General features: G+C 61.2%; 20 protein-coding genes and 2 pseudogenes. 15 read left to right on the top strand and 7 right to left on the bottom strand.

Annotation, left to right across the window (positions count from 1 at the left end):
* From ACLFKU_RS22070 to ACLFKU_RS22050, 5 genes are all read left to right on the top strand, one after another.
* Positions 1-447, top strand: a complete 447-nt coding sequence (locus tag ACLFKU_RS22070) for a DoxX family protein (protein WP_410850478.1) — start codon at positions 1-3, stop codon at positions 445-447.
* Between the two features lie 40 nt (positions 448-487).
* The gene (locus ACLFKU_RS22065; RefSeq protein WP_368582178.1) at positions 488-1,402 is read left to right on the top strand and encodes a glyoxalase; all 915 of its coding nucleotides are present in this window, start codon (positions 488-490) and stop codon (positions 1,400-1,402) included.
* The gene (locus tag ACLFKU_RS22060) at positions 1,399-2,094 is read left to right on the top strand and encodes a YoaK family protein (RefSeq protein WP_410850477.1); all 696 of its coding nucleotides are present in this window, start codon (positions 1,399-1,401) and stop codon (positions 2,092-2,094) included. Before ACLFKU_RS22065 ends, ACLFKU_RS22060 begins: the two co-directional genes overlap by 4 nt.
* Before the next feature lie 47 nt (positions 2,095-2,141).
* A complete protein-coding gene (locus tag ACLFKU_RS22055; protein ID WP_410850476.1) occupies positions 2,142-3,635 on the top strand; it encodes an alginate export family protein in 1,494 nt (497 codons plus the stop codon).
* 431 nt (positions 3,636-4,066) lie between these two features.
* Positions 4,067-8,980: an ATP-binding protein gene (locus tag ACLFKU_RS22050; protein WP_410850475.1), complete on the top strand. Its 4,914-nt coding sequence runs from the start codon at positions 4,067-4,069 to the stop codon at positions 8,978-8,980.
* Between the two features lie 53 nt (positions 8,981-9,033).
* On the opposite strand, the gene ACLFKU_RS22045 is transcribed toward ACLFKU_RS22050, so the two are convergent.
* Positions 9,034-9,714 (bottom strand): response regulator transcription factor, encoded by a 681-nt coding sequence (locus ACLFKU_RS22045; protein ID WP_410850474.1) that lies wholly within the window; start codon positions 9,712-9,714, stop codon positions 9,034-9,036.
* Positions 9,715-9,924: 210 nt separating this feature from the next.
* On the opposite strand from ACLFKU_RS22045, the gene ACLFKU_RS22040 reads away from it, so the two are divergent.
* Positions 9,925-10,455, top strand: coding sequence for a hypothetical protein (locus tag ACLFKU_RS22040; protein WP_410850473.1), 531 nt, complete (start codon positions 9,925-9,927; stop codon positions 10,453-10,455).
* Here ACLFKU_RS22040 and ACLFKU_RS22035 read toward each other — a convergent pair.
* Both ACLFKU_RS22035 and ACLFKU_RS22030 read right to left on the bottom strand, forming a co-directional pair.
* Positions 10,425-10,692: pseudogene (locus ACLFKU_RS22035) on the bottom strand (alkene reductase); the annotation flags it as partial. The gene ACLFKU_RS22040 and the pseudogene ACLFKU_RS22035 sit on opposite strands and share 31 nt — an antisense overlap.
* Complete coding sequence (locus ACLFKU_RS22030) at positions 10,641-10,805, bottom strand: hypothetical protein (RefSeq protein ID WP_410850472.1); 165 nt, start codon at positions 10,803-10,805, stop codon at positions 10,641-10,643. The gene ACLFKU_RS22030 and the pseudogene ACLFKU_RS22035, both read right to left, overlap by 52 nt.
* 657 nt (positions 10,806-11,462) lie before the next feature.
* Between ACLFKU_RS22030 and ACLFKU_RS22025 the strand changes: the two genes are divergently transcribed.
* On the top strand, positions 11,463-12,041 hold the full coding sequence (locus ACLFKU_RS22025) for a GNAT family N-acetyltransferase (RefSeq protein ID WP_410850471.1): 579 nt from the start codon (positions 11,463-11,465) through the stop codon (positions 12,039-12,041).
* A 167-nt stretch (positions 12,042-12,208) separates the two neighbouring features.
* Here ACLFKU_RS22025 and ACLFKU_RS22020 read toward each other — a convergent pair whose 3' ends face one another.
* The 4 genes and pseudogenes from ACLFKU_RS22020 to ACLFKU_RS22005 all read right to left on the bottom strand — a co-directional run.
* Entirely contained in the window at positions 12,209-12,718 is a 510-nt protein-coding gene (locus ACLFKU_RS22020) for a GNAT family N-acetyltransferase (protein ID WP_410850470.1), read from the bottom strand.
* Between the two features lie 99 nt (positions 12,719-12,817).
* A complete protein-coding gene (locus ACLFKU_RS22015; RefSeq protein WP_410850469.1) occupies positions 12,818-13,207 on the bottom strand; it encodes a VOC family protein in 390 nt (129 codons plus the stop codon).
* A 104-nt stretch (positions 13,208-13,311) separates the two neighbouring features.
* Positions 13,312-13,845, bottom strand: a complete 534-nt coding sequence (locus ACLFKU_RS22010) for a GNAT family N-acetyltransferase (protein ID WP_410850503.1) — start codon at positions 13,843-13,845, stop codon at positions 13,312-13,314.
* 558 nt (positions 13,846-14,403) lie between these two features.
* Positions 14,404-14,534: pseudogene (locus tag ACLFKU_RS22005) on the bottom strand (integrase); the annotation flags it as partial.
* An 811-nt stretch (positions 14,535-15,345) separates the two neighbouring features.
* Here ACLFKU_RS22005 and ACLFKU_RS22000 point away from each other — a divergent pair.
* The 8 genes from ACLFKU_RS22000 (at position 15,346) to ACLFKU_RS21965 (ending at position 24,995) form a co-directional block, all read left to right on the top strand.
* Positions 15,346-15,918, top strand: a complete 573-nt coding sequence (locus tag ACLFKU_RS22000; protein WP_410850468.1) for a helix-turn-helix domain-containing protein — start codon at positions 15,346-15,348, stop codon at positions 15,916-15,918.
* Between the two features lie 338 nt (positions 15,919-16,256).
* The gene (locus ACLFKU_RS21995; protein ID WP_410850467.1) at positions 16,257-19,010 is read left to right on the top strand and encodes a TonB-dependent receptor plug domain-containing protein; all 2,754 of its coding nucleotides are present in this window, start codon (positions 16,257-16,259) and stop codon (positions 19,008-19,010) included.
* 161 nt (positions 19,011-19,171) lie between these two features.
* Positions 19,172-19,891, top strand: a complete 720-nt coding sequence (locus ACLFKU_RS21990; protein WP_410850466.1) for an energy transducer TonB — start codon at positions 19,172-19,174, stop codon at positions 19,889-19,891.
* A gap of 109 nt (positions 19,892-20,000) precedes the next feature.
* On the top strand, positions 20,001-20,909 hold the full coding sequence (locus tag ACLFKU_RS21985) for a MotA/TolQ/ExbB proton channel family protein (RefSeq protein ID WP_368582118.1): 909 nt from the start codon (positions 20,001-20,003) through the stop codon (positions 20,907-20,909).
* Positions 20,910-20,940: 31 nt separating this feature from the next.
* On the top strand, positions 20,941-21,366 hold the full coding sequence (locus ACLFKU_RS21980) for an ExbD/TolR family protein (RefSeq protein ID WP_410850465.1): 426 nt from the start codon (positions 20,941-20,943) through the stop codon (positions 21,364-21,366).
* 9 nt (positions 21,367-21,375) lie between these two features.
* On the top strand, positions 21,376-21,807 hold the full coding sequence (locus ACLFKU_RS21975; protein ID WP_368582116.1) for an ExbD/TolR family protein: 432 nt from the start codon (positions 21,376-21,378) through the stop codon (positions 21,805-21,807).
* Positions 21,808-21,817: 10 nt separating this feature from the next.
* The gene (locus ACLFKU_RS21970) at positions 21,818-23,014 is read left to right on the top strand and encodes a tetratricopeptide repeat protein (protein WP_410850464.1); all 1,197 of its coding nucleotides are present in this window, start codon (positions 21,818-21,820) and stop codon (positions 23,012-23,014) included.
* Positions 23,015-23,156: 142 nt separating this feature from the next.
* Positions 23,157-24,995: an extracellular solute-binding protein gene (locus tag ACLFKU_RS21965; RefSeq protein WP_410850502.1), complete on the top strand. Its 1,839-nt coding sequence runs from the start codon at positions 23,157-23,159 to the stop codon at positions 24,993-24,995.
* Positions 24,996-24,997 lie beyond the last annotated feature (2 nt).

The raw sequence follows: 24,997 nt of genomic DNA, 5'->3' as shown, positions 1-24,997 counted from the left end.
ATGGCGACCATGACTGCCCGAAGCAATCCCGCGTGGGTTCGCGCGCTGCTTTCGCAGCCGTGGGTAGGGCCGCTCGTGCGCCTCGCGCTCGTGTCGGCGTTCCTGATCGGCGGCATCGACAAGGCGTTGAACTTCGACGCGGCGATTGCCGAGCAGGCGCATTTCGGCCTGCATCCGCCCGCCCTTTGGGCAGGCCTCGCGGTCGTGGTGGAGATCGTCGGTTCGCTGTGCGTGGTGTTGCGACGCTACACATGGATCGGCGCCGGCGGACTCGCCGTGCTGACCGTGGTCGCGATGCTGGTTGCCAACGACTTCTGGAACCAGACCGGCAACGCGCGCTTCATGGCGCTCAACAGTTTTTTCGAGCACCTCGGTCTCGTCGCTGCACTCGTGCTCGCGACCATGTCCGGCGATTCAGGAAATGCCGCGGGCAGCGATCGCGCCTGATGGCTTCAACAGTATGACGAAACAACAAGGGAATATCGTGATGAAAACCATTCGCTCGGCGTTGCTCGCCTTGATGATTGCCGGCGGTCTCGCCGCCGCGCCGGTGTCGTTCGCCAAGCCGCCGGTCATGGCGGCGGAGACCCCGGCCGTAGCCGTCGCACCGCAGTACGACACGACGCACGTATATGTCGCGCCGGAGGACTACGACCGCTTCACCGACAGCTTCGTTGCAACGTTCGGTGGCAGCAAGTCGAAACAGGGCGTTTTCCAGGTGACGCCCACGCCCAGCCAGACGATGTCGCAACTCGTGTTTACGCCGGTGGGCACGATCTCCGTATTCGGCTTCAAGACGCCCACGCCATACCCCTTCGGCGAGGAGCGAACGGGCTACCTCGTGACCGACATGGACGCGGCCGTGAACGCTGCGCGCGCCCACGGCGCGGACGTGATCGTCGACACGTTCCCCGACCCGATCGGTCGCGACGTGGTCATCCAGTGGCCGGGCGGCCTGAACATGCAACTGTATTGGCATACGCAGGCACCGCACTACGATGCGCTGCAGAGCGTTCCCGAGAACCGCGTCTACGTGTCCCCGCAAAGCGTGCACAAGCTCGTGCACGATTTCGTCAAGTTCTCGCACGGCAAGGTGGTGTCCGATGACCTCAAGGCGCCGGGCGTCGAAATCGGCCGGCCGAACGACACCTATCGCCGCATTCGCATCGAGTCGGGCTTCGGCAAGATGACCGTGCTCGTGACGGATGGCCATCTGCCTTATCCGTTCGGCCGGGAAACCACGGGCTATGAAGTCTCGAAGCTCGACGAGACGCTGCAGAAGGCGAAGGCCGCTGGTGTGACCGTGCTCGTGCCGCCGTTCTCGTCGGACGGACGCGAAGCCGCGCTGGTCCAGTTCCCTGGCGGCTACGTCGCCGAGATCCACGCCAGCGTGTCGAAATGAAATCCGAGGACACGATCCTTGCCGCGGTCGCCGGCTTCGTCGATACGTTGAGCTTCGTCGCGCTGTTCGGGTTGTTCACCGCGCACGTCACGGGCAACTTCGTGCTGATCGGCGCGGGCGTCGCGGGCTTCGGCCGGGGCGTGCTGCTCAAGCTCATCGTGTTTCCCGCATTCGTGGGCGGGGTGGTCGTGAGCAGCCTGCTGGTGCGATCGCTCTCCGAACGGTATGAGCGCCAGGGCGCGCGTCTGCTTCATGCGGTGCAGGCCGTGTTCATGTTCGGCTATTGCCTCGCCGGCGTCTGGGCGACGCCCATCACCCAGCCCGAAAGCCTCGCGGTCACGGTGGCGGGTATCGTCGGCGCGTTTGCGATGGGCGTGCAGAATGCGCACCCGAAGCTCATCAAGCGCCCCGGCGTGCCGAATACGGTGATGACGGGCAACGTCACGCAAGCCATCCTCGACATGGTTGACATGCTTTCGGCGGACACCGCCGAGAGCGTCCGCGAAGCCGCGCACGCACGATTCGCGACGATGATGCCAGCCATCGTCGCATTCGCGATCGGGGCGATAGCCGGAGCTTTGGGCTACCGGTACACGGGCTTCTGGGCGCTGCTCGCGCCGGCGTGCGCACTAGCTGTGCTCGCCTTGACCACTGGCGAGCACGAGCGCGCCGCGTTACCGGGGCGCACCTGAGTGGCGCGCACGAATACAACCACAAGCCGGTAATGGCAAGGAAACTCATGGCATCGACTACGAAGCGCGCGCGTCGATTCGACAAGACCGCAAGCTTGACTGCTCTCGCTGGGCTATTGCTGACGGGCGGCAACTCTGCGTTCGCGGATTCGGTTGCCGCGCCCGTTGCAGATGTGAGCCTCGCGGCTGATTCTGCCAATGCGGCCAGCGGCGCCACGGCGGCTGCGTGCAACGCCAAACGTCCCATCGTCCTGTTCAATCGCTGGCAGGAAGACTGGTCGGTGCTCGCGAATCCCTGTGTTCAGCGCGAGCCGCTCGACAGCCTCAAATACATTCCGCTCGGTGGCAACCCGTCGTCGTATCTGTCGCTCGGCATGAACCTGCGCGAGCGCCTCGAAAGCAATAACGCGCCGCTGTTCGGCATCGGCACTCAGTCGGACACGTATCTGATCCAGCGCATCCAGGTTCATGCCGACGCGCATCTTGCCGATCACTGGCAATTCTTCGTGCAACTCGTGGACGCGCGCGCATTTGGCAAGAACGTGGTGACGCCCGTGGACAAGAATCCGCTGGATCTCGAACAGGCGTTCGTGACCTACACGGGCGCACTCGGCGGCGGCACGTTCAAGTTCCGTGTTGGCCGGCAGGAAATGGCGTTCGACTTGCAGCGTTTCGTTTCAGTACGCGATGGTCCGAACGTGCGCCAGGCTTTCGATGCAGTGTGGGCCGACTACGAATACCAGAAGTGGCGCTTCATTGCTTACGCGACACAGCCCGTGCAGAATCGCAACGCGACGGTCTTCGACGACATATCGAATCGCGATCTCACGTTCAGCGGCGTGCGCTTCGAACGCCAGTCGGTGGGTCCGGGCGATCTGTCCGGCTACTGGTCGCGCTATAACCGTACCAACGCGCGATACCTCGACGCGAGCGGCCCCGAGCATCGTGACGTTTGGGACCTGCGCTATACCGGCACGCACGGCCGCTTCGACTGGGATATCGAAGGCATGCTGCAAACGGGAACGGTTGGCAACAGCACGATCGGCGCGTGGGCGATCGGTTCGATTGCGGGCTACAAGCTCGACATGCCATGGTCGCCCCGCATCGGACTGCAGGTCGACGCGGCTTCGGGCGACCGGCATCCGCACGATGGCCGGGTCGAAACGTTCAATCCGCTGTTTCCGAACGGGTATTACTTCACGCTCGCCGGCTACACCGGATACACGAACCTGATTCACGTCAAGCCGTCCATCACGCTCAAACCGACCGCGAATCTCGCACTACTCGGCGCGCTGGGCTTCCAGTGGCGCGAGACGACCGGCGACGCCGTGTATCAGCAGGCTAGCCAGATCGTGCCTGGCACTGCGGGCAAAGGCAGCCTGTGGACGGGCATGTACGTGCAGTTGCGCGCTGACTGGACGATAGCGGCCAACCTGATCGGTTCGATCGAAGCAGTGCACTTCCAGGTCGGCAACACGATACGCCAAGCGGGTGGACATAACGCCGACTACGCCGGTGTGGAACTCAAATACGGGTGGTAGGGCTCGCATCCGCTCCTGGTGGAGCGCGTATGAAGTGAATCCTCCATCGCGCGCTTCAGAACGTTTAACCACAATTAAGCCAATCGCATTTGCAAACGTTGAGACTGGCATGCATGCTGGATCGCCTGCAGCCGTCCCGCGCGTTCAGCTCGCCGGCGGCCGGGAGAAATTGAGCAGGCGATAGGTGGGCGATGATGGCGGAAAGCGAACAGTATCCTTCTGATGACGGCATCGTTTGGGACGAAGTCCAATATGCGCAGACAAAACCGCGCTTCCTCGGATCGTCAGGGAACATAGCGGAGTTCAGTCTTCTCCAGGCTCGCACCGGCACGCAGTGGCGAGCACGCCAAACCACCTGGGCGTTCGGCGAGCGGTGTCGTCAGTTCGAGCACGAGTACGATCTGCGAAGCCGGCTCGCACCGGAGTGGGCCGTGACGCCGAGCGCGCTGATCCGCGCCGGCGACGGGCCGGTGCTGCTCTACCCCGAGCCCTTCGGTATCACGCTCGACCAATTCGCGAACGGTAGCCTGTCGATTTCAGAGGTACTGCAAATCGCTCGCGGCATGGCTCAGGCTCTTGCGCAACTGCACGCCCGCGCGCTCGTGCATGGTGACGTGCAACTCGTTAATTTCGTGCGGGCCGTGGATGGCCGCGTTCGGATCCGTTCGTTTCTGACCACGCGCTCGACCCACGAGAACCTGCCGCTCGACGAGCATCTCGGTACCGTTGCAGCGCCGTATGCCGCGCCCGAGCGTACGCGTGCCGAGAAAAGATTCGCTGACGAGCGCAGCGACCTCTACTCGCTCGGAGTCGCGATCTTCCGCCTGCTCACAGGAACGTTCCCTTTCAACGCGAGTTCCGCGGAGGAGTGGCTTCACGCGCACGTCGCCATGCAGCCGGCGCCTTCGTGGCAGTTTCGCGCCGACGCTCCGGCCATGTTCGACGAGCTGATTGCAAGGCTGCTTGCCAAGGAAGCTGGCGACCGGTATCAGACGGCAGAATCGCTGTGCCAGGATCTGATTCACATGCAGGCGGAGTGGGACGCGTCTCGCGCGATCGCCCGCTTCGAGATCGCCCGTGGCGAGCGGCTCATGCACATCGAGAGCGAGACGTCGCTCGTCGGCAGACAAACCGAGGCCTCGCAGCTCGCCCATGCCTATGGCGCGGTGTTGCAATCGGCAGAGGCGCGGATCGTGCTGATCGAAGGGGCGCCTGGCGTAGGCAAAACCATGCTCACTGCGGATCTCAGGAAGCGTCTGCTGCCGTCGTCGTTCTGGTCTTCGGGCAAGGCGAGCCAGTATCAGTCTCCACCTCCGTATGGCCCGGTCGTGCAGGCTTTGAAGTCGTTGTGCATGAACGTGATCGGCAAGGGTGGCGCCGCGCTCGCGGAGTGGAGCGCACGATTGAACGCTTGCGCGGGCGATTACCTGGATGTGCTAGTGCGGCTCGTCCCCGAGGTGGAACTCGTGGCGGGGCCGGGCAGCGCCGACACCGAGCCAGGCGCGGACACGCCGGCTCGGCGCATTCAGCTTGCGCTCGTGCATGCATTTGGCGCGTTCGCGTCGGTAGGGGCTCCGTTGGTGCTGTTGCTCGATGACCTGCAATGGGCCGACGAAGCAACGCTTGCGTTCGTCGAGACCGTCGCCGCCGAACGGCCCGCGAATATGCTTCTCGTCCTTGCGTGGCGTAGCGAAGACGCTGCCCGGAGCAGCCCGTTCGGCGATTTCGTCGAGCGTGTCAAAGCTCGAAGCTCGCTCGCCATCACACTCGGGCCAATGTCGGTAAAGGACGTGGCGCAACTCATCGGCGTGCTCATCGACGAGCAGCCTGCGCGCGTCGAGCGTCTCGCACGCATCGTCCGGGCGAAGACGGGGGGAAATCCATTCCATGTCCGCCAGATCATGCGGGCGCTCTTTGACGAGCGGCTCGTCAGGTTCGACGGCACGAAACGCGAATGGATCTGGGACGAAGAAAGCATCGAGGCGCTGCGGCAAACGGACAGCATCATCGAACTGGTGACGGCCAGGCTTGAACGTCTGTCGCCTGAGGTGCGGAAGGTTCTGGAGTGGCTTGCCTGCATGGGCATCCAGAGCGATGAAGCACTGCTAGGGCGCGTGTGCGGTCTACCCCTGGTGGAGCTTCGCCGGCGGCTCGATGTGGCTCGCCGCGCGGGACTCGTCGAAGCGCGCGATGACGGCTGGTCCTTCGTGCACGACCGCGTGCACGAAGCTTCGTATGCCTTGCTGGATCTTCGCGCGCGGCCCGGGCGACATGCGGCCATCGCGATGGCGATGATCGATCTGCATAGCGATCGCGTCGATCAGATCGCACTCGACATCGCCACGCAGATCGAGCTTGCCCGCGAAGCATCGCTGAGCGGCGCGCAGGCCGACGCATTTGCGGGCGTGCTCGTCGAGGCCGCCATGCGGGCGATCGTGGCGGCGGCGCGCGATCGCGCGCTCGCGTATCTCTCGCGCGCCGCCGAGCTGCTTGGCGAGACGCGCTGGACCAACCGTTACGAACTGGCGCTGAGGATCGCGGTGCTGCGCTGCGAGAGCCTGCTCGCGCTTGGGCGTCTCGACGCCGCTGCGCAGGAGATCGACGTGCTGATGGCGCAGACGCGCTCGAACGTGGATCACGCGCAGGCGCATCGCCTCAAGGCGGCCTTGCTCACGGTGCGCTCGGACTACGCGGGCGCAGTGAACGTCGCGCTTGCAGGCCTCGCGCGCCTGGGCGTGCATCTGCCGGTGCGTCCATCGGACGATGATCTGAACGCAGCGCGAGATGCGCTCAGGGCAGAACTCGGTGAGCGGCAGATTGGCGATCTCGTGCGTCTGCCCAGAATGGAAGACCCACGCATCGAGGCCGTGATGGCCTTGCTGACGGCGCTGGAAGCCGCGATGTTCGAGCCGAGCGGCCTCGCGCTGCTGCATTGCGCGACCGTGGTGCAACTGACGTTGCGCCACGGCGTGACGGGCGCTTCCGTGCAGGGCCTGGCATGGTATGGCGTCTACGTCGCGCAGACCTGGGGAGACTATGACGAGGGTCTCGAATACGCGAAGGTCGCGCTCGCCCTGGTGAACCACCATGGCTTCGAACGCTACCGGGCCCCGGCGTTGATCGCGCTCGATCAGGTGGCGGTCTGGACCCAGCCGCTGTCGTGGGCGCTGGCGCGGGCCCGCGAAGCCAAGGCGGCGGGCAACCTGAGTGCCGAGTTGCGCTGGATGTGCTACAGCTGCAACCACATCGTGGCGGACCTGATCGCCATCGGCGAAGCGCTACCGAAGATTCACGAAGAGCTGGCGCCGCTGCTGGCGGCGGCGCGCGGCACGGCCTATCGGGACATCGTCGATCTGCTGGCGACGCAGGCGGAATTCGTCATCTCGCTGTGGCACGGCAATGGCCCGCGAATCGGCTCATGGCTCGCGCCAGACGGCGCCGGTCCGGCTACCGCGGCCGATAAGGCGCCGCGCATGCCGGTGCTGACCTTCTGGACGCTCGTGTTGCGGGGCCAATCCGGGTTTCTGCTTGGAGACCTGCAGGCGGCCGGGGACGCTTTGCGTGACGCGGCGGCGTTTGCGTGGTCGTCCCCGGCGCATATCCTGCTCTCGGACTTCAGGCTCTATGGCGCGCTCACGCTCGTCTATGGGAACTCGCGGCAAACCGGCGACGCGTCGTTACAAGCTGCACTCAAGGACCATCTCGATCAGTTCTCCGTCTGGGCCGCGTTGAACCCCGGCACGTTTCAGAACAAGCTCGCGCTGCTCGAAGCGGAGCGTGAACGCATCGCGGGCAATCACGTAGAGGCCATGAGGCGCTACGAAGCGTCGGCCAGCGCCGCCGCGGCGGCGGGTTTCGTTCACGAACAGGCGCTTGCGCACGAGCTTGCGGGACGCCATGCCGCAGGCCTCGAACTGTTTGGCGTGGCACGGCATCATCTGCGGATTGCGTACGCGTGCTACAGACGCTGGGGGGCCCTGGCAAAAGCCGCCCAACTCGAGAAGGACTACGCATTTCTCGCCATCGACGACGTCACCACGCCGCGTTTGCTTCCCGCTCACGGCAAGGACGACCTCGATTTCATGGTCGCGATGCGCACGGCCCAGTCGCTTTCAGAAGAGATCATTCTCGAACGGCTGATTCAGAATCTGATGAAGAACATGATCGTGCATGCGGGAGCCCGATACGGCCTGCTGCTGCTCATGCGCCACGGCAAACTGCAAATCGAAGCGACGGGCCGGGTAGTGGAAAGCGAAGTTCTCGTCGATATCGGCTCCGCGACACCGACCGATCAGCACATTCCGCTCTCGATACTGAACACCGTAGTGCACACGAAAAAGCCGCTGGTGTTCGACGACGCACCGCAGGAGGGGGAGGGTGCACACTCGGAAAGCTTCAGCATTCATTCGGCCCGCTCGGTATTCTGTCAGCCGCTCATGAAGCAAGGAATCCTGATCGGTGTGCTGTATCTCGAGAATTCCCTGATGCATAGCGTATTCACGCCCGGCAAGATCGCCATGCTCGAAGTGCTGGCGCCACAAGCGGCGAATTCGCTCGAAGCGGCACGGTTGTATGCGGAACTCGTGGAAGAGAATGCGCGCCGTCAGGAGACCGAGGCTGCGTTGGGCCGCACTCGGGCGGACTTGGCGCGGGCCGCGCATTTGACGGTGCTGGGAGAAATGGCGGCCTCGATTGCCCACGAAATCAATCAGCCGCTCACCAGCATTATCTCGAGCGTCGGTGCTGGCGTTCGCTGGCTCAATGGCAGTAGTCCCGATTTCAAGGAGGCGGTGCTCGCAAGCCTCGAGGACGTCCGGGCTGCTGGTCTGCGAGCGGCCGACATCGTGCGCTCCCTGCGATCGCTGGCAAAGCAGGAGCCGGCGACCCTTGCGCCTGTCGCGATTGACGACGTGCTGCGCGAGATGCTGAAGCTGACCGGGATGGAAATCGACACGAAGGGTGTCGTGCTGCACGCCGAGTTCGATGCCGGCAGCGTAGAGGTGCTCGCTGATCGAACCCAGGTTCAGCAGGTAGTGCTGAATCTGATTACGAATGCGCTGGACGCGATGGACGGCGCGAAACATGCGCGTGAGCTCACGGTGGCGTCACAGCGGGACGGCAACTGGGTGATCGTGACCATTGCCGATACAGGAACCGGCATCGCCGAGGACATCGCCGAACGCATTTTCGAGCCCTTCTTTACGACCAAGGAGCGCGGCATGGGGATGGGGCTCGCCATCTGCAGATCGATCATGGAAGCACACGGCGGCTCGCTTCACGCTCACGGCCGTGCTTCGGGCGGTTCGTCATTCGTGTTCAAGCTGCCGCTCGCATTTTCCGGCTAGCGGGCACGACGCGCGGCACAGGCATGCATGAGGCTCCGGGGCGATTGGCGCGATCAGCCGCTGATTCGCGTGTCGTGCGGCTTGATACCCAGCGCTTCGGCCTTGCGAACGAGGTCGGGGACCGAGCGTGCTTCCATTTTTCGCATCACTTGAGCGCGGTGCACTTTCACGGTGACTTCATGAATGTTCATGGCCGCCGCGATCTGCTTGTTCATCATGCCGGCGATGACGAATCCCATGACCTCGCGTTCCCTGGCGGTTAGCAATTCAAACGTTGCCTTGAGTGCAGCAAGCTCACGTTGCGCATCGAGACGCCGCGCGTCGACCTGCAGCGCCTCGGTGACGGCGTCGATCATCTCCTGATCGTGGTACGGCTTCGTGAGGAAATTGACGGCGCCGCGTTTCATCGCCTTGACCGACATCTGCACATCGCCATGGCCAGTCATGAAGAGGATCGGGATCGCGATGCCGGAGCGGTCGGCTTGCTCCTGGAACGCGAGGCCGCTCTCGCCTCGTAGACGAACGTCGAGAACCAGGCAGCTGGGGACGTGAGGGCGCTCATACTCGAGGAACTCGCGCGACGACGCAAACAATTCGACCTGCAGGCCAACGGAGCGCAGCAGCGAGCCCAGCGAGCGCCGAAGTAGTTCGTCGTCGTCCACCACATAGACGATGGAGGTGCTCGCATTGGCGATAGAGCCATCCGGCGAGCGCGAGACGTTCACGCCTTCCATTCCTGTTGCCTTCCCAAAGGTTCGGTCGAGTATTTGAGGGCCACCGTTACTCAGCATTCGTCAGATCGCTTAAGTCCGCCATTGACGACTTTTAAGGCGCCGCCGCGAATAATGACCACATGCTACTACTGCGTCGCGCCAGCGCGCCAGTCGTTCACCAATACGCGCGATTTCGAAAGCGGGCGGCATCGCCTGGAACGGAGCATAGTCATGAGGATCGAAGACACGCCGCCGAGGTTCACGGGTGATGCCAGCATATCGGATTTCGGGAGCTATCTGGCAGCTACTCCAAACCCGGTTCGCAAAAAACGCGCGGAAAATTGGAACTACGTAACCGGACTGCTCATCCTCGCCGTCGGCATATTGTCACTTGCACAAACGCGGATCGAGCTGGATGCAGCGAGCCCCAGTTCGTCCGCAATGTGTGCGGTCGTCGTTGCGAAACTGATATGGATCTGCATTGGGAGTCTCGCAATCTCGGGAAAGCGAAGCTGTCGAGGTGTCTTCGCGTTTCTCTGCTGCGCAAGCGTGCTCGCGGTCGGGCCAGCGCTCCCTTCGGTCTTTTCGATATCCAGACCGCTCTTCTGGCTGTTGCTCACGGAATATGCAATTAGGGCGCTGTGTCTGGCCGCATTGCTGTGCAATCGCATTTCGCCGCCGCTGTTCTGCCATGACACGCTGAGCGGGCGTGAGCGCGCTCCCGCGGAAGCTCAAGCCGCCAGGTTCTTAAGCACCGGGTAATCCGTGAGACCGTTCGCGCCGCCGCCGAACAGCGTCTCCCGATGATGTTGCGCGAGCGGCGCGCCGACGCGCAAACGCTGCACGAGTTCGGGACTGACGACGAACGGTCGGCCGGAGGCGATGAGGTCGGGCCAGTCCGACTCGACGGCGCCGCGCGCGTTCGCCTGTGTATTTGCCGGTGTAGATCAGCACGCCTGGATAAGCAGCGCGCAACTTGTACTTGAACTTGAGCGGAAGGTGTTCGCTATGTCGAGCCCGCCTTCGTTGCCACCTTGTCCTGCGCCGACAATCGTGTGCACTTCGTCGATGAAAATCAACAGGTCGTCGCGGCTAGCAACGATTTCGGCCATAATCTGTTTGACACGCTCTTCGAATTCGCCGCGATACTTCGGTCCAGCGACGAGGGAAAGTAATCCTCGAGCAAAACGAACAAAAGCCAGTGAAGACGGAAGTTGCCCTCCACGTCCCCTTTGGCTGCTCGCTCAAGCATCTTCTCTGCCCAGATTTTTCTTACTTCTAATTCCGGGATTGGCACATCGTCAGGTCGTGCGTCAAAGAGCGCCTTCACACCATCAAGAACCTTGTCGCCAAGTCCGTTCTGCTGAAAAAGTACTCGCCCACCGATGATCCTGATCCAACTGCGATCCGCTTCGTCATTCGATGTGTGTACGAATAGAACGAGGAACAGACCATTTCATCGCGACGCGACGTGCTGGCGGTCATCGGTGTTCCGAAAGGCAATTTCATTTTCAACCGGCACATGTTGGTGATATCACGATGGTCGCGGATTTTGGCGGCGATGCGGACGACGGACTGTGGTCGACTAGCGCCCGACGGCCGAGTGCGGCGATCACATCGGGTCCCCAGTCCATACAAACGGTATGACACGACCGGAGGCCGTCTCGTGGATTTTCCACCGCGGACATTGAATCAATATGTCGCCGGCCGATTTGTTGACGAACAATTTCTGATTACACTACTTCACCGTGCTTTCAATGGAGGACGACGTGACGAGGGTTCACATCGATGTACTACCGCGTGAAATTTTAACGGCACGCCTGAAACTTGTACCGGCATGTGAGCAATTCACGCATGAGTTGCACGAATACTCCATTGAAAATCGCGCTCACCTGCAGCCTTGGGAGCCGCTTAGAGCCGAAAGCTTCTTTGAAAAAAAATCAGTTCGCCGACGGCTGTCTATGATGGCGCACAACAACAACTCGGGAGTCGCAGTGCATCTACTCCTATTTTCGCTTGGAACCGGCGAAATAGTCGGTGAATGCAACTTCACCAACATCGTGCGTGGCCCGTTTCAGGCATGTCATCTTGGGTTTTCGCTTGCCAAACGGTTTGAGGGACAAGGTTTGATGCGCGAAGCATTGACCTCTGCGATCACCTATATCTTTGACGAAATCGGCTTGCACAGAATAATGGCGAATTTTAGACCTGAAAATGTTCGTAGCGAACAACTATTGAAGCGGCTAGGGTTTGAGCGTGAAGGCTTGGCTCGTTCCTATCTGAGGATCAATGGGGTATGGGTCGACCACGTTCTCACATCGCTCATCAACCACATTCGAGAACGTTGAACCGGTCTGGCAGCTTTCGCTCCTACCTTTCTATCTTCGCGGACTTAAAGCTGGCGGCGCCGTCGGAAGGGCGGAAATAAGTTGAGCCTACCGGAAAAGGGCCCAACGGATCTTCATCGTCAGCGATCCATTTCGTCACGTCCGGGCCGCAGTCGCCGGTCGCCGGCTCAGGCGCACGGGATATCCAACGAGGTCCGAATCCGCTTTCCCATCTCGAACGCGCGAATCTCGTAGCCCAATTCTCGGTACAGATTGACCGCCTGTTCGTTAAACTCCCAGACGGCTAGTCTGATATCGGTGGCACCCTGCTTCCGCGCCCACTCTTCTGCGAGTTTAATAAGAGAGCTGCCGACCCCGCGTCCTCTGATTTTTTCTAAAACTGCGACGGAACCGATGCGACCGACGACCATCGGCTGCAATAGCGGGCTTATCGGTTTCACCACCTGAATCGTAATGAAACCGACGGCGTTGCTGCCAAACTCGGCAAGAAACGTCGCTCGATCTTCTCCTTGGAGGCTGGCGAGCCAGTGCTGCTCGTCTCGGCCGAATTCTGTGGTGGCATCTGCGTAGATGTCGGGGCGTGCCAAGTGGTGGCTCGCATTCAAAATTTGACCCAATTCGCAGATTGTCAGAACGTCTTCGATTGTCGCGCGTCGATAGCTTATCGGAAAGGTCATCGTCAGCCCTGATGAGGGAAATTTTCGGGGGCGGTCGCCTCAGTGCGACCCCACAAGCGACGTGCGGACCGCCGGTAAGAAGACCGATACGCGATAGGGTCAGGCGCTCCATGCTGCATTTTGCAAGACGAGCCGATAGCCGTGAGGATCCTCGAATGTTCGACCCGACACGTCCCAGTAAGGATTGAACGACTTTACGCAAACAAATCCATTTTCGACAAGGCGATCACACATCGCCCTCCACACTTGTCGATCCGGTATGTAAAACACCAGCAAGTCCTCACTCGTTGGGCGAGGCATCACAGGATGTTCGCTGCAATGGGTAAACTCAAAATGATAGTCCATGCTGGGACTTCCAAGCATCACCCCGTCGAATTCCTGATGATCCTGAAATCTGGCGAGCACGGCCAGACCAAGCGCTGAGCAATACATGCGTTCAGTACGGGCAAGATCGGAAACGGGCCGAGCGACTCTGAGATGCATCTTCATCGAATGGAATCGTGGAGCTTGTTGAAAACGTATCAAACATCGGTTTGCAACACAAAGCCGAGCGACATCTGTGCCGAAGGATGTCGATCTGAAGGCCGAACCGCTTACACCTGGTTTGTGACTGGCCGGCGTGGAATTCGGTAAACGCAGGATGTGTACTTTGGCGTCACGCGGCTTTCCACGATGACGCCGCCTAACGATTCGGCAATGTGCCGGCTCGAGCGGTTCTCTTCCGCGACCGGATAGGTGAAGCTTGCACAGCCAATGGTTCGCGTTGCCCATTGCGCAACGGCAGTTACGGCCTCGCGGCCGAAGCCATTTCGATGACGATCTTCACGAATCCATATGCCGAGTTCCGGGCTCTCCATGCGTACGCGGTGCAGTCCGGCCAACCCAAGAAAACTCCCGTCTGCGCGGTGCCGCATCGCGAATACATAGTCTGACCCGTCGTCTATCGACGGTATCCACGACTGCCAGACCTCGTCGAAGTCTTGCCGGGATGCCGGCGTCTCCCAGGCCATGTGACGGGTGAGCGAAGGGGTGATGCATGCGAACGTGGCATCGGCGTCGCTGGCCGTGAACGGTTTAATCAGGAGCCGGGTTGATTCAATCTGGATTTCTGTCGGCCGCTGCAGCATCTCAGGCTTCCGTCGAGGTTTGTTCATATGTCGACGAATTAGAAACATGCATCGACTGGTTGAATCCGCCGACAGGGCCGCTCTGGGATAATGCTCAGCGCACGCAGCATGCACCGATGTTTTACGGATATCCCACGCGTCGAACGCGTCATCGCGATTCGCTTTTCGCATCGTCAGCACGCAACGCTCCTTGATTCGAGCGGCCAAAACGGCACGTCGGCACCGTCACCGAGAACGGAAACACCTACTCTGTCATGCATGCAATCATTCCTATTTGCGCCAACGCAATTCGGAGCGGCATAAAAGACGCGGCCCCGTCATGATTCGCGGGGCCGTTGGAAAAAGCTGTGTACAGTGTATGGACGTCGCGATCCCCACGCCTCGCCACTGGCGGTCATGGTGCACAGGATGAAATTGAGCGCGTCGGAGCTCATTGAAGCATGTTGCCTTTCGAAGAAAATGTCGTCAATGTCGATTTGCAACTGATCAACAACCCGCGGGGCGTCGTGAATCTCTGCAAGTAGCCGGTCAGCGTCCCCTCGCTGAGGGGCCATCATCCTACTGCTCAGTCTGTTCTGCCATTTCAGGTGCGTCGTCTACCTCGATGCCGAGGCAGCGGACCGTACTTTCCAGTTTGTGTGGCCACGCAGTAACTGCACAGCCCGGAAGTTCCTGCTGCGACGATAGATCGTAAGCGGTCTTTTGACGACGTCTCTCGGAGGCCTGGCGCAGCCGGGGAGTGCTTATGGCATGAGCGCGGCATAGTCGTCGGCGTTTTTCGACGAGCGAGTAAAGATCAGCACTGGCTTGCGCCCCGGCAACGGTGTGGGCGAACAACCATGACTTCCGGTCAACAACGACTGGAGTGATCATGAGCGATGCCGTTGCATAGCTCGTTCATTCACTTTGTTAAGGGCTCTTACGCTAGCCACTTCAATTCCTCAACGACAAGCTATGCAGGATCCCGCTCCTGTTTTTTTTGGGTGAAGCTCCATTCCACTAAACTTGTCCATGCCGGCGGTGTTCGCACCATGACTCTAAGCCTCCGTTTGGCTCGAACGGAGGGTGCTAGCCATCGAAATGCCAGAACTAGCAAGAAGGGCTGACTAGAGGCAGTAATCTAAAGCGACGTTCTGTGCATAGAGAACGCCATGACATTTTTGGTGCGAAATCCCCAATGCGATGCATTTAGGGGAATTGTGTATAAGGTCGTTGCGCCAAGGCGGCGAATTTCCGAAAGCCGGAACTTCAGATTTTCTCGGCCAACGTTTTTATATCGGTTGCCGCCCGTCGACGCTAGTCATTTGATAAACAAAGCAATCTTCATCAGCGGGGGCGCAATGCCGCTTTACCTTTCACAGTCCGAGCGACGCGCTGAAGTGAAACGAGTGCAAGCACCAATACGGCGCATTGGCGTAGCGTGGCCTAAAGGAAAAAAAATTTTGCTGTCATCAAACAAATTTTGACACTGTTTTTTTACTGATATCTTTGGTTACAGATATGAAACGTGATGACAGAAAAAGCAACGCCCCTCTATTGATGGGCAGCAAGATAAGAGCGCTGCGCAAGCGACTCGAGCGTACCTTGGACGAGACTGCAACGGCAGCCGGAATCTCGAAGCCGTTCCTTTCCCAGGTCGAGCGAGGGCAGGCGACACCGTCCATTTCGTCATTGGCCGGTATTGCGCAAGCGCTTGGAGTAACAATGCAGTACTTCGTCGAAACGCCGACCGAGGCGAAGTCCGTCCGCCGCGCAGCCGAAGGGCAGTACTTCAGCTTTGCCGACTCGGCGAATCGGTTTGCTCGCCTCACCAATGCAGCGGTCGGCAGGCAGCTTGACGCGATTCTCGTCCGAATGCCTGCCGGTCAGCCGCCGTCGGAAGTGACGACACATGCTGGAGAAGAGTTTCTCTATGTACTCAGCGGTCGGGTTTCGCTGAGCCTGGAGGGTCGTACCTTTATGCTTGATCCGGGTGACAGCGCGCACTTCGAGTCGACGGTCCCACACGGCTGGGCCAATGCGGCTACCGAAGAAACCGTGATTGTCTGGGTAGGTTCGCCGAGATTGTTTTAACCATTGTTGGGTTTGCCGCATTCGCGGCGCATCTTCGTTTCATACATTCGATTCTCCTAAGTGTATGAATATGTGTGAATACAAAAGGATCCATCGTATCCGTGCGAACGATGGCTGGGGATTCGCTTTGCCTGAAACTTCTTGTGACAAGAATCAGGACATTTTGTCATCCTCGTTGATCACCGAAATGGTTAAGGGATGACTTTGGCGTTCGCATAGTCGGTGGTGGGCGGAGGTCATGAAGTAACGGGGCGGTCTCGGACGGGTACCGCTCGGGGGAAAGTGCCAAAGGTGTTCTCTGGCATGTCGATTTGGGTCAATGACACACGAAGGGAAAAATGAAACTCACGGCTTTGGGATCTACCATAAGGAAAATAGTGTGGGCAGAGATTGCGCTGACGGCTGCGCTTGGAACCACGGCGTTTGCACAGGTTCAATCGCCGAGCACCGCAGCGGCGAAAACTGACACGGCCTCTGCTCAACCCGATGGGCAAGACGCGAATGCGGCGGGGGCCGCACCGACCATAACATCGGGCGCCGCGGCGGGAACGACGTCGGTGAAGCAGTTGCAGAAGTTCGAGGTGACAGGTTCTCTGATCCGCAGCGCAGACAAACAAGGCCGCACTGAGGTTCAAGTCATCACCGCGAAAGAAATTCAGCAAAGCGGCTACACAACCGTGGCCGACTTCCTGCGCGGCACAGCGGTCAACTCCGCAAGCAGCTGGTCGCAATCGACGGCTTCGAGCTCGGCCCCGGGCGGTGCAGGCCTCGCACTGCGCGGCCTCAGCGAAAAGTACACGCTCGTGCTCGTCGACGGGCAGCGCGTGGCCAACTACGCGCAGGCCGTCAACTTCACCGACACGTTCTTCGACATCAACACGATCCCGATGAACATCGTGGACCGCATTGAAATCGTGAAGACGGGCGCTGTGTCTGTGTATGGTTCCGACGCGATCGCGGGTGTCGTGAACATCATCACGAAGAAGAACTTCGAGGGCTTGCAGCTCGACGCCATGCTCGGCAAGGCGCAGCATCCCGGCAATGCCGAGGGCAGCTTCAGCGTTTTAGGCGGTGTCGGCAACCTGACTTCCGACCGCTGGAACATCACGGCGGCCGCCAGCTACTATCGTGACAGCGGTTCGACGCTCGCCGACCGCGACATGACGAAAAACCAGGACTTCACGCAGTTTCCGGGCGGCAACGCGGCGCCGTTGGGTCCGAACCAGCAGTCGTACTGGCAACTCGCGGACGGCACCCATCAGGCGCTCAGCCCCTGTCCGCCGGGCAGCAACGCGACGGCGACGGGTGGCCAGTCGTGTACTTACAACGTTGCGAACACCACGTCGCTCATTCCGGCGACGACGCGGCTGAACGCGAAGGTGCGCGCCACATTCAAGATCGACGACACCACGCAAGCCTATGCAGGTTTCTGGGCGAGCCGCAATGAAACCGTGCAGTTAAACGGTCCGGCGTCGCTCAGCAGCACGACGAACGTGTTCGACCCGTCGACGGGCACGGTCTCGCCTGTTCCGCGCACCGTCTCGGCTTCGAACCCGTTCAACCCGTACGGCGTTCCGACGCTGATCAACCTGACGTTCCCGAACAACACACGAGTCACCGATACAACCTCGACGTTCCTGATGGCGAACACGGGCATCAAAGGTTCGTTCGACACGGCGAAGTTCGGCAACTGGGATTGGTCGGCAGAGTACGGCCATTCGCAAAGTACCGTGGCAAGCACCTTCGGGAACACGCTCAATGTGGCGGGCCTCGAGAACATGCTCGCGAACGGTACCTATAACTTCTCGAACCCGGGCTCGACGCCGAATGGTCTGAACGGCGTGTTCCAGGACGACAACCAGCTGTCGATCACGAAGCTCGACCAGGTGCTGGCGAAGGCCTCGACGACCAACCTCTTCACGCTGCCGGCCGGCGGCGTGGGTCTGGGTGTCGGCAGTGAGTTCCGTCACGAGTCGACCGTCATCAACTCGCAGACCTATGCGACGCAAGGCATTACGGCACCCGCCAACGTCCAGACCGTGGACGGCGAGCGCAATGTCGCGGCCGCCTTCTATCAGATCGACATTCCGATCATCCGCAACCTGACGTTTACGCAGTCGGGCCGTTACGACCACTACAGCGATTTCGGCGGCGCCTTCTCGCCGAGCTTCGCGCTCCGCTTCCAGCCGGTTCGCATGCTGACGGCGTACGCATCGTACGGCCGGGGATTCCGCGCGCCGACGGCGGTCGAGAACTCGCAATCGGTTTATCTGGGCCACCAGAACCTCGTGGACCCGAACGATCCGAGCGGCACACCCACGAAGCATTTCACGACGGAGCAGACGACCGGCAATCCGAACCTGCAGCCTGAGCACACGAAGAACTACAACATCGGCTTTACGCTCTCGCCGGACGCGACGACGGACTTCGGTGCGGCCTTCTACAAGGTGCACATCGACAGCGTCATCGGCACGCCGGATCCGAACGCGATTCTGCAGGCGAACGATCCGAATTTCGTCGTGCGTAACTCCGACGGCACCATTCGCTACATCAAAATGCCGTTCCAGAACCTGGGCTCGCTCGATACGGACGGCTTCGACCTCGATTTCCGCAAGAGCGTGGGCACGAAGTACGGCACGTTCACGCTGTCGGGAGACTGGGCCTACGTCTGGCACTTCAAGCTGAAGGGCGGCGGCGAGACTCAAGACTTCGCGGGCAACAACCTGGCGCTGCTGCAGCCGTTCGGCGCGAGCAATCCGCGCTGGAAGGGCAATACGAGCCTGAGCTGGGATTACCGCCAACTGACCACCACGCTCACGTGGCAGTACACGGGCCCCTACACGAACGCGGTTGCGGCCGAGTTCGGCGATGGCGGCACGCTGTCGGTTGCCTCGTACAGCCAGTTCAACCTGGTGGCCACCTATCGCGGCTTCAAGCACTGGACCATTTATGGCGGTATCCAGAACCTGTTCGACAGGAAGCCGCCGTTCGACGTCGAATGGCAGTCGACTCCTGACATCACGGGTTACGACCAATCGCTGTACACGAACCTTGGCCGCTTCTTCCAGGTGGGTGCGACTTATCGTTTCTGATCGCGACAGGCCGGCGCCCGACCGTGCGAGGCACAGTCATGCGCCGGCCCGCGTGTAATGGCAGTGGCAAGTAATCCCTTGTGAACAGCCTCATCCGCGGTTCGAGTCGCGACAGCGCCTCGAACATGGAACAGGCGAATCACGCTGCGAGGATCGAAGGTATGAAAGTAGAAGCACGTATGACTCCGACATCATCCGTGAACGCGGGAGGGGTCGCGAGGCCCGGGCGCCCGCGCGCATTCGGGCGCAAGCAGCAAAATCCGGCTCGCCGCTTCGGCGGCATTGCTGTCGTCATCGTCCTGCACATCGTGCTGGTCTATGCGCTGCTCAACGGCCTCGCGACGAAGGTCGTACAAGTCATTCAGCATCCCATCGAAACGAAGATCATCGAGCCGGTCAAGCCGCCGCCTCCGCCGCCGCTGCCCGAGGTGAAGCTGCCGCCGCCGAAGTTTGCGCCGCCACCGCCGCCCTTTGTGCCGCCGCCCGAAGTGCCGGTTCAAGCGCCGCCGCAGCCAACGATTGCGCACACCGCCACGCCGGTGCAGTCGGCGCCCGTGACGGCACCACCCGCACCGCCTGCGCCGCCCGTCAAGGCTGCTGCGCCGGTGCGCACCGAAGTCGGTGTCGTCTGCCCGAATTCCGATCAGATCCGCAGCTCGATCGCCTATCCGAAGGAAGCGCAGGAGAACGGCGATACCGGCGATGTGGTGATCGAATTCACCGTCGATCCCGAAGGACATCTTGGCAACGTTCATGTGGCCAAGTCGTCGGATCACGACAGTCTGGACGAGGCGGCATACAAGGCCGTCAAGCGGTTCAACTGCATCGCGCAAGGCCAGGCCGTACGCGTGCAGGTGCCTTTTTCGTTCAACCTGAATTGATTCGAGACATAGCAATCCGCGCCCGCTGCGCCCGCGGTGCAGGCAACGACAGCCTGCACCGACGGTTTAACCCAATTTCTTAGGTTCAACGATTGAACTGGAGCTCAACATGAATAAGCGTTCCGTCGCCACCCTGGCAACCAGCCTCCTGATCGCCGCCGCCGCGGTGAATATTCTCGTGGCACCTGAACTCGCGCATGCTCAAGCAAGTGTGGCCGCCTCCGCCGCGCCCGCCGTAGCAGCACCGCAGATGAACGCGTCCGCCACCGCAGCCGACGAGCCGGCGCCGCCGCCCGCCCCGGCGGCGACGCAGTCCGTCGAGAACCCCTACGGTCTCGGCGCGCTGTGGAAGAACGGCGACTTCGTCGCGCGCTTCGTGCTGCTCCTGCTGGTCATCATGTCGATGGGCAGCTGGTACATCATGGTCACGAAGTTCTTCGAGCAGTTTCGCGCCAATCGCCGCGCGAAGCATGCCGACGAGCAATTGTGGAGCGCGCCGTCGCTCACCGAAGGTACCCAGCAGCTCGATGAGTCATCGCCGTTCCGCTTCATCGCAGAGACGGCGATCGAGGCAGGCCAGCATCACGATGAGGCACTGCTCGAAGCCGTCGACCGCAATACATGGATCGACGTCTCGGTGGAGCGTGCGATCACGAACGTGTCGAACCGTATGCAAGACGGTCTCGCGTTCCTCGCGACAGTCGGCTCGACGGCCCCTTTCATCGGCCTGTTCGGCACCGTCTGGGGTATCTATCACGCGCTGACCGCGATCGGCATCGCGGGTCAGGCCTCAATCGACAAGGTGGCCGGCCCCGTCGGTGAAGCGCTGATCATGACGGCTATCGGTCTTGGCGTCGCGGTGCCGGCCGTGCTCGGCTACAACTTCCTCGTTCGCCGCAACAAGTCGGTGATGGAGCGCGTCCGTGCCTTCGGCGCTCAACTCCATGCCGTGCTGCTCGCCGGCAGCAAGCGTTCGGCCCGTCCTGTCGCGGTGCGTTCCGCCGCGACCGCCCCGTAACCGGCAGTCTGAAGCCTGAGCGAGGTCCATCATGGCCATGAGCGTGGGGCAAAACGAAGATAGCGACGACGTTATCGCCGCCATCAATACGACGCCGCTCGTCGACGTGATGCTGGTGTTGCTGATCATCTTCCTGATCACGATCCCGGTCGTCACGCATACGGTGCCGGTGCAACTGCCGAAAGAGACGATCCAGCCGCTACAGACGACACCGACGAGCATCGAGATCGCGGTCAATCGCGACGGCGACTTCTTCTGGAACGAGAAGCACGTGGATAGTGCGACGTTGCTTTCGCGGCTGAAGGTCGTTTCGGTGATGCAGCCGCAGCCCGAGGTGCACGTGCGCGGCGACCAGAGCACGCGTTACGAGTTCATCGGCCGCGTGATCACGACCTGTGAACGCGCCGGCATCGCGAAGGTGTCATTTATCACGGAGCCGCCTGCGCGCGGCGGCTAGGAGGCGAATATGGGAATGAACGTTCCTTCGGGCGGCGCTGGCGGTGACCCGGAAGTGATGGTGGACATCAACACCACGCCGCTCATCGACGTGATGCTGGTGTTGCTGATCATGCTGATCATCACGATTCCGATCCAGATGCATGCGGTGAAGATGAATCTGCCGGTCGGCAATCCGCCGCCGCCGCTCACGCAGCCTGAAATCGTGCAGATCGACATCGATTTCGACGGCACGACGACCTGGAACGGCACGCTGGTGCCGGACCAGGCGGCGCTCGAGGCGAAGCTTGCGCACGTCGCGGCCGAGCCCGTGCAGGCCGAGATTCATCTGCGTCCGAACAAGCTCGCGCCTTACAAGGATGTGGCGGCCGTCATGGCGTCGGCGCAGCGCGTTGGCGCCACGAAGATTGGGCTCATCGGTAACGAGCAGTACATGCAATAAGGACGGTGTGATGAGAATAGTCAATCGACGGCTCAAACAGGCGTTGTCGGCGGCCGTCGTCGGCGTGGTATTCACCGCGGCGGCGCTGCCGGCCGCGGCCGACACCCTGCGTCCCGACGTCGGCAAGCCGCTCAGCGCGGCCCAGGATCTCTATCGGGCGCACAAGTACAAGGACGCGCTGGCGAGGATCGCGCAAGCCGCGGCCGTGCCGAACAAGACGCCGTACGAGATCTACATGGTCGAGGAAATGCGCGGCGCGACGCTGATGGCGGATGGCGAGGAGGGTGCGGCCGCCCAGGCCTATCAGACGCTGCTCGGCTCCGGGCAACTGAAGGGCGACGGCGAACAACGCGTGAGCGCGACGCTGGCTGGCATTTACTTCCAGCAGCACGACTATGCGCGCGCGATTGCAACGGCACAGCGTTACCAGAAGGCGGGAGGCAGCGATCCGCAGATGAAGGAGTTGCTCGTGCAGTCGTACTACCTGTCAAACGACTGCGCGAGCGTGATCGGTGCGCTGAAGCCGGCGATCGACGCGCAAGTGCGCGGCAACCACGCGCCCGATGAGTCGCAATTGCAGCTATTGAGTACGTGCGCGCAACGCAGCAAGGACGACGCGACCTATCGCACCGCACTTGAAGCGCTGGTCGCCTACCACCCGAGGCAGGCGTACTGGGACAACCTGTTCTCGGCGATTCGCGCGAAGCCGGGCTACTCGCCGAAGCTTGACGTGGACGTGTACCGGTTGCGCCGCGCCAACGGTGCGTTCGGCTCGGTGGACGACTACATGGAGATGACGCAGCTTTCCCTCGTCGCGGGTACGCCGGCCGAAGCGAAACAGGTCATCGATCAGGGCTTCGCCTCGGGCGTGCTCGGCAAAGATGCGCAGGCGGAGCGCGAAAAGCGCCTGCAGGCGCTCACGGCGAAGCGCGCGCAGGCGGGCAGCGATGCCGGGGATCCCGTCGCGCCCGTCGACCAGGGGTTCAACCTCGTGATCGCTGGTCACGCGAAAGACGGACTGGCGATGATGGAGTCGGCGATCGCGAAGGGCGGCCTCGACCATCCCGATCAGGCGCAACTGCATCTGGGCATCGCCTACTACGTGGCGGGACAGAAGCCGCGCGCGATTCAGGCTTTCAGGGCGGTCAAAGGCACGGACGGCTCAGCCGACCTTGGCCGGCTGTGGACGCTCACGGCGTCGAAGTAGGCCGACCGGCCGGGCGCGCGCCCGGCCTTGTGCTCCGATCCGATCAATGTCACGCCGGCTTTCGTCCGGCGTGCGCACACGCACAGTGACAATGAAAATTTTGACGTTCCGCTCGTTGCGCCGGCTCTCGTCGCTTGCGCCGATGGTCACGCCCCTGATCGCCGCGATGGTCGCGACGACCGGCGCGACCATCGCATTGCCGGCCGCCGCCAAACCGGCGATCGCGCAATTCGGCGAACCGAAATACCAAGCGGATTTCACGCATTTCGACTACGCGAATCCCGACGCGCCGACTACCGGCGAATTGACTTTCCAGAACTACAACGACAACCAGAGCTACGATTCGACGAATCCGTTCATCGTGCGCGGCATGCCCGCGCCGGATATCCGTAACCTGATGTTCGATACCCTGATGCAACGCAGCTGGGACGAGCTGGCTTCCGAATATCCGCTGATCGCGGACGATGTGGTGCTCGCGCCCGACCAACGCTCCGCGACGTTCCACATCAATCCGGCGGCGCGTTTCTCGAACGGCGATCCGATCACTGCACAGGACGTCAAATACTCGTTCGATACGCTGAAGAGCGCGCAGGCGTCCCCGTTGATTTCGTCGCAGTTCGTGCAGATCAAGCGCGCGACGGTGATCGACCGTCTGACCGTGCGCTTCGACTTCGTCGACAACTCGAGATCCAATCCGTTGATCGCCGGTGATCTGCCGGTGTTTTCGCCGAAGTGGGGCATGCAACAGGATGGCAAGCGCTTGCCATTCGATCAACTGTCCGTCGATCCGCCGATCGCGAGCGGCGCCTATCTGATCGAGTCGCGTAAGAACGACAAGCAGATCACCTATCGCCGCAACCCGAACTATTGGGCCGCGAACCTGCCGGCGCGGCGTGGGATGTTCCGCTTCGAGCGCGTGACGTTCAAGCTCTATGTCGACCAGTACACGATGCTCGAATCGTTCAAGGCCGGCAACGAGGATGTGCGCGTCGAATACAGTTCGACTCAGTGGGCGCGCAAATATGTCGGCAAGAACTTCAAGTCTGGGTTCCTGCACAGGGGCGAGTTCGAAGACGGCCCCGCGCAAATGCAGGGCTTCATCATCAACACGCGCAAGCCCCAATTCCAGGACCGGCGGGTTCGCCATGCGCTTGCACTCGCATTCGACTACGAGTGGATGAACCGGATGATGTTCTACGGGCAGTATCGCCGAACGAACAGCTTCTGGCAGGACAGCCCGTTCGGTGCGACCGGCATACCTAGCGAGAAGGAGGTGAAGCTGCTCGAGCCGTTCCGCGCATCGTTGCCTCCCGAAGTGTTCGGCCCGATGGTCAAGCTGCCGAACACGCTGCCGCCAGGCTCGCTACGGCAGAACCTGCGGCAGGCGCGCGACCTGCTCGCCGACGCGGGCTGGCACTACCGCGACGGCGCATTGCGTGATGCGAGCGGCAAGCCGATGACGATCGAGATCATCGATAACCAGCCGGGCATGGACCGCATCATCATCCCCTACACGCAGGCGCTGCAGACGCTGGGCATCCACGCTTACTTCCGCGAACTCGACAGTGCGCTTTATCAGAAGCGGCTGGACAACTTCGAGTACGACATGACGACGTATATCTATCCGCCCGTCACGATCCCGGGGCCGGAGCTGATACGCCGGTTCACGAGCCCTGCTGCATCGCAGGTCGGTTCGGAAAACTACATGGGCATTCGTTCGAAGGCCGTGGATACGCTCGTGCACGCGGCTATCGCGGCCGACACGCTCGATGACCTCGAGACGGCCACGCGCGCGCTCGATCGCGTGCTGATCAACGAGTACTACCTCGTGCCGCAGTACTACGAGCCGTACGCGCGGATCGGCTACAAGTCGACCATCGGGTTCCCGAAGGTGACACCGATCACCTATCAGTACGAGGACTGGGTCATCAACTACTGGTATCGCAAACCGCAGGCGCAGACAACCGCCGCAGTGCATTGAGG

It is taken from the genome of Paraburkholderia sp. EG304, assembly GCF_046543485.1.
GTDB classification, from domain to species: domain Bacteria; phylum Pseudomonadota; class Gammaproteobacteria; order Burkholderiales; family Burkholderiaceae; genus Paraburkholderia; species Paraburkholderia youngii.
This window is presented reverse-complemented; position numbering and strand designations above follow the sequence as displayed.